This is a genomic window from Vibrio kasasachensis (assembly GCF_050337565.1).
GTDB classification, from domain to species: domain Bacteria; phylum Pseudomonadota; class Gammaproteobacteria; order Enterobacterales; family Vibrionaceae; genus Vibrio; species Vibrio kasasachensis.
On the sequence record NZ_JAKJTB010000036.1, the window covers coordinates 1 to 5,101 of the forward strand.

Here is a 5,101-nt window from a genome sequence, read left to right on the forward strand (position 1 = left end):
ATGCCCAAATTTTTCAAATTCACGCGCCCAGTAGTGAGCGCCCGAACAAGCTTCCATAGCAATAGTGCAGGGTTTTAGGTTCGCGATATGGCTAAGCAACTTACTTCGTTGAAGTTTTTTACGGCTGATGTTTTTTCCTTTATGATCGATTTCAACAAGAAAGAAAATATTTTTTGCTAAATCGATGCCGATGATTTTATGCTGAGTCATGGTCTTCTCCTTTTGCTTCGGGACCTGAACACTCCAAGCATGGCTCATGGTCATGTGAAGTGGTAGGGGGAGACCATCTCATCACCTTAGCTGAGCCTGAAGATAACTGGAAAACAACTGTTTAACCTTCTTTTTGAATAGAGCCAGCTAGGGTTAACCGATAAATGTCTAGTGACCCAGCGTATAAACGCTGGCAGCGGAGAGACCGCAATAAGAGATCCTCTATATGTGTTTGTCGTAAGCAATGCTTGATAACCAAAATGACAAAGCAAAGTAGATAACTTTGTTGTTCGAGAGCAATTGACTGCTATGATTTACTCGGTAAACACTGGTATTTCAAAGCTGCCACCTCTCCAGAGACTCAGAATCAGAGCTGGCTCACGACCAGATTTAATCGAATGTGCGACCTCCGGAAGATGGTGAATTAATTCACCAGCATATTTCCAGCACCCACTTTCGGTGCCAGACTCCCACCATATTTGACCAGCCAATATTACATACAATTCTTCTGGTGAATGTTTGTGACTTGGGTATGTAATATCAGAATTCAACAGCATCACTTCCATTAGACCTTCATTATAAATAATCGGACCGTCAACATCTGCTATAGGGAACCAAGCTGAATTATTAACAAACTGTTCTCCTAGTTCCTCTGATTGGTATGGTTGCCGCCAAGTTTGGTTAAGGTAGCTAGCCTTAATTTCTTTAACTAGCCGTTCTGTAGTCGAAGCTGCTTCTCCAACGCTTAAAACCGTTGAAGATACAGGTAATACCAGAGCATTCATGTGCCGAATCACCAGGTCATTTACACTGGGAAACTCTAGTCTAAACGACTCCGAAACATCATCATTAATACTATCTAACACTTCCAAAGCTAACTTATACAGCATACCTCGCCCCCTAAAAATTCTGCAATATACTGGTGTTCCCCACAAAAAGTAGACCGTGCATACTTTCGTATTCAACCGGACTAACGTAGCCCAACGCTGAGTGCCTTCTCTTGCGATTGTAAAACACTTCAATGTACTCGAAGACGGCGGTTACTCAAATTCAGTGAGATATTGTTGAGTTTTCTTACCTGATTTATATGCTGGTATAAGCACCTCCAATTAAGATTAAAGCTGCCCACTAGATCGGGTCAACTACAGAATCCGCTTTGAACGCTTTGTTGAACACAGGTTTATACGTCACTTTCAGATAACTGTTGACGACAGTTACGAACAGTCAAAATACGAATTTCAAGACCTAAACTGTAAATAATACGATAATGACCAAACAAGATTTCACGATATTGTGTATGTGGCATTTCAGGAACCATTCGTCCCATTTCAGGCATAGTCTCAAGTAAATCAGTTTTATCGAAAATCTCGTTAACCCAGTTTTTTGCAGCCACTGGGCTATCTGATGCAATGAACTCAGCAGCATCACCAAGCTTTTCGAGAGCTAAGGGAGACTAAACTACTTTCATTATTTGATACGCCCCAGCACTTGAGCACGAGCATCTTCGTTAGATACACCTAGCCCAGAAGCTAGCTGAGCTTCTGCTGTTCTCATTTCTTCCAGTAACTCGATTTTTTCCTGCATTGCTTCATACTCTGCGACGTCCAGTACAACTGCAACACCCTTACCGCGCTGAGTAATCACCAAAGGTCGGCGTGTCTCATTGATTTGTTTAATGAATGAAGTTACACCTGCACGAAACTCAGAAAGAGGCTGAATATCTTTATCAAAATGAATGCGACTCATATTGAACCCCAAATGGTACAAAATAATGTACAAATAATAGTTCAAATGAAATTTAGACGCAAGAAGTCAATTAGGTGTACTAACGCCGTATTCTTGCGAACCCCTTCATAATTACGAATATAAACAATGAGGTAGACGTGCGCCGATACCTTTGATCTAATGTATACCGCCAGAAACACATTAAAATTTTGAAGTGCCTGTTCCTGTTAATTTTCTATCACGCCTCAACTCGCCTTTAGAAAAGACGCAAGGCACCCCCCCCACCGAACACAATCACACAATTTACTATAAAGAGAAGGCTTCGGGCTTGTTCAACACTCGGGATTTAACGTTGACTGCGCAACGCTTAATCCTTATTCGTTATGCTCCTTTAACTCGAACTGTAAGGAATTTTATTTACTCATCTGGGTACACGCCAATATTAAAACCTACGAGCCTGTAGCTGTTGTTGTCGACATATATATCTACTAGTAGAAAGCCATCAACTAATTTTTCAAATTTTAGAGCGTAATACAATCGATAGAAATACTCATTTCCCACTGTATCAATATACTCATAAGAGTCATAGTTTCCCGTAATAACGTCACCAACAGAATTTTTCCAACGCTCAAGAAATTCTATTAAGCTAACACTCTCGCCCAGTGAAAACATGCTATTGAGTTCACGTTCATCGCCACTATTCCAATGCTGGATAAACTTCTGCAATACTTTATCTCTTTCTTGCGATGAGACAAAAGCTGGAAGTTCAATCGCCTTTTCTTCAACACCTGACTGCTTAAGCTTTAGTACATAGAGCGACATACCTACAAGCAACACAACCAAGATGATTATTAGATATAAATACCATTTATTGTCCACCATATAGCCCCCAAAGGATAATAGCCACTTTAACTATAGGGGATTTCAGAGTTCGCGGGCACATAACGAATGACATGGATTCCCCTCCCGAGGGTCTACCACACTTAAGTGGTATACATCTGCACCGGAGGCTCCATGTCTGATTATTCTTATTTTTGCGGTATCGACCTAGCTAAAAACCATTTTAGTCTTCATGCTGTAGACCATAATGGCAAAGTCCTACTTCATAAGTCGGTAACTCGCTCTAAACTACTGACTACGATAGCAAATATGCCACTAATGCGTATAGGTGTTGAAGCGTGCGGTGGTGCTCATTATTGGGCAAGAACACTCAATAAACTCGGTCACGATGCCCGTATTATGGCCGTTAAATACGTAACCCCTTATCGAACCAAAGGGAAAAACGACCTTAATGATGCCGTTGCTATCTGCGAAGCGGTTCAGCGTCCTTCCACTCGCTTTGTTCCCGTAAAATCTCCCGAGCAACAAGCCATCTTATCTGTGCATAGAATGAGAGAGCATTGGGTTCGTGAACGGGCCGCGCTTATGAATCGAATGCGGGCGCTACTGTCTGAATTCGGGTTAATCATTCCGGTTGGTCGCTCTTCATTGATGAAGCAAGTGCCTTTAATGCTTGAGACTTGTCTCGCTACCTTTATCTCGGCGTGTCTTTTCGCTATAAAGACAGCCGCACTCAAACGTGGCAAACGCGCTGTCTTCCGACACTTAAATTCTTGCTGTTGATTTTGCAACACGTGCTGCCAAAAGGGTTACAGCGGGTGAGAGATTACGGTTTTTTACGCGGTCAAGCCAAAACACTGCGAGTACGCATTCAGCTACTTTTAATGCGTCTGTTTTATCAAACGCCGCCAAGCACGGCGACAATAAGGAGCAAAGCGATCCGCACCTGCCCTTGCTGCCAGCATGAAATGGCGTGCGTTGGCATATCACGACCGATCTAGCCGAAAGGCGAAAGGCGAAAGGCGAACAGAATAAGGAGAATGGCAGACATTTACAGAGGAGAATAACCAACACAAAGGCGAACAGTTAAGGTAAAACATTGATAAGGTGAGCATTACTACCCTATCACGCCTCAACTCGCCTTGAGAAAAGGCTCAGGGCGAAACACCCATCGAACACAACCGCACAATTTACTATAAAGAGAAGGCTTCGGGCTTGTTCAACACTCGGGATTTAACGTTGGCTGCGCAACGCTTAATCCTTATTTGTTATGAATACTATTTCGGCAATACTATTAATAGATTTTTAGACCGTTTTACGTAATGCTTTTCAGTTACCCGCAGAGCTGAATATGTAGGCTTAATAAATGTTAAAGAAAAGCCAGCGAGTACGAAGCCTAAGATAGTTATAACCAAAGCATCCGTGTTTTGAGTCGTTAAGAACTGATATAGCCAATAAACACCAAACAGTGAAAACAACCAATAGGCACCACTAGTAACATACTTTCGTACCTTTAATACTGAGCCTTTTGTTTCTTCATACTTGCCCAATTTGTTATTAAACTTTATCAGATAGCGACTACGCTTTACGTCATGTGCACATTCTGTTGGTCTAGTTAAATTTAAACAGTACTCAATTTCCTCATAAGCTAGTTCAAACCCAAAATAGTTGGAAAAAGCCTGTTCAACAACTATTGGACTTTGCTTCTCTAGATCAGAACCAAAAACTTTAACAAACAACTCAAACTTTTTATGCTTATTACTATGAGTTGTTGCGCGAGCTTTATTAAACCTTTCATAAGCCACAAACAATACAAATATAACGAGTAAAATCAGAGCTACCCAAACACCTTTCTCTCCTAGATGTTCAACCAATAAATCTGCTAGTTTTGTTAATAGTTTTTCCATATATCCCTTCGTATTCATAACGAATGACATGGATTCCCCCTCCCGAGGATCTGCCACACTTAAGTGGTATACATTTGCACCGGAGGCTCCATGTCTGATTATTCTTATTTTTGCGGTATCGACCTAGCTAAAAACCATTTTAGTCTTCATGCTGTAGACCATAATGGCAAAGTCCTACTTCATAAGTCGGTAACTCGCTCTAAATTACTGACTACGATAGCAAATATGCCACTAATGCGTATAGGTGTTGAAGCGTGCGGTGGTGCTCATTATTGGGCAAGAACACTCAATAAACTCGGTCACGATGCCCGTATTATGGCCGTTAAATACGTAACCCCTTATCGAACCAAAGGGAAAAACGACCTTAATGATGCCGTTGCTATCTGCGAAGCGGTTCAGCGTCCTTCCACTCGCTTTGT

The 5,101-nt window shown here is 41.7% G+C and carries 5 protein-coding genes and 5 pseudogenes; 3 read left to right on the forward strand and 7 right to left on the reverse strand.

Going from position 1 to position 5,101, the window contains the following annotated elements; all coding sequences use genetic code 11:
* The 6 genes and pseudogenes from L4C38_RS21065 to L4C38_RS21090 form a co-directional block, all read right to left on the reverse strand.
* Positions 1-210 (reverse strand): annotated as a pseudogene (locus L4C38_RS21065) (IS110 family transposase); the annotation flags it as partial.
* 314 nt (positions 211-524) lie between these two features.
* On the reverse strand, positions 525-995 hold the full coding sequence (locus tag L4C38_RS21070; RefSeq protein ID WP_428799499.1) for a dimethylsulfonioproprionate lyase family protein: 471 nt from the start codon (positions 993-995) through the stop codon (positions 525-527).
* Positions 996-1,110: 115 nt separating this feature from the next.
* Positions 1,111-1,248, reverse strand: a pseudogene (locus L4C38_RS21075) (IS3 family transposase); the annotation flags it as partial.
* A gap of 142 nt (positions 1,249-1,390) precedes the next feature.
* Positions 1,391-1,663, reverse strand: a pseudogene (locus L4C38_RS21080) (type II toxin-antitoxin system RelE/ParE family toxin); the annotation flags it as partial.
* Between the two features lie 14 nt (positions 1,664-1,677).
* Positions 1,678-1,956 carry a type II toxin-antitoxin system Phd/YefM family antitoxin gene (locus tag L4C38_RS21085; protein WP_428799500.1) on the reverse strand — a complete coding sequence of 93 codons (279 nt, stop codon included), beginning with the start codon at positions 1,954-1,956 and terminating at the stop codon, positions 1,678-1,680.
* A 396-nt stretch (positions 1,957-2,352) separates the two neighbouring features.
* Positions 2,353-2,817: a hypothetical protein gene (locus tag L4C38_RS21090; protein WP_428799501.1), complete on the reverse strand. Its 465-nt coding sequence runs from the start codon at positions 2,815-2,817 to the stop codon at positions 2,353-2,355.
* Between the two features lie 132 nt (positions 2,818-2,949).
* Here L4C38_RS21090 and L4C38_RS21095 point away from each other — a divergent pair.
* Positions 2,950-3,453 (forward strand): annotated as a pseudogene (locus tag L4C38_RS21095) (IS110 family RNA-guided transposase); the annotation flags it as partial.
* A gap of 2 nt (positions 3,454-3,455) precedes the next feature.
* Positions 3,456-3,776 (forward strand): annotated as a pseudogene (locus L4C38_RS21100) (transposase); the annotation flags it as partial.
* Between the two features lie 276 nt (positions 3,777-4,052).
* Here the strand turns inward: L4C38_RS21100 and L4C38_RS21105 are convergent.
* The gene (locus L4C38_RS21105; protein WP_428799502.1) at positions 4,053-4,682 is read right to left on the reverse strand and encodes a hypothetical protein; all 630 of its coding nucleotides are present in this window, start codon (positions 4,680-4,682) and stop codon (positions 4,053-4,055) included.
* Positions 4,683-4,772: 90 nt separating this feature from the next.
* Between L4C38_RS21105 and L4C38_RS21110 the strand changes: the two genes are divergently transcribed.
* Positions 4,773-5,101 (forward strand): IS110 family transposase (locus L4C38_RS21110; protein ID WP_428799503.1); only part of this gene is annotated, 329 nt, incomplete at its 3' end.

Bases quoted from the DNA above. Each gene is read 5' to 3' on its own strand.
- L4C38_RS21090 (WP_428799501.1), bottom strand. From the start codon at position 2,817: ATGGTGGACAATAAATGGTATTTATATCTAATAATCATCTTGGTTGTG.
- L4C38_RS21105 (WP_428799502.1), bottom strand. From the start codon at position 4,682: ATGGAAAAACTATTAACAAAACTAGCAGATTTATTGGTTGAACATCTA.
- L4C38_RS21070 (WP_428799499.1), bottom strand. From the start codon at position 995: ATGAATGCTCTGGTATTACCTGTATCTTCAACGGTTTTAAGCGTTGGA.
- L4C38_RS21085 (WP_428799500.1), bottom strand. From the start codon at position 1,956: ATGAGTCGCATTCATTTTGATAAAGATATTCAGCCTCTTTCTGAGTTT.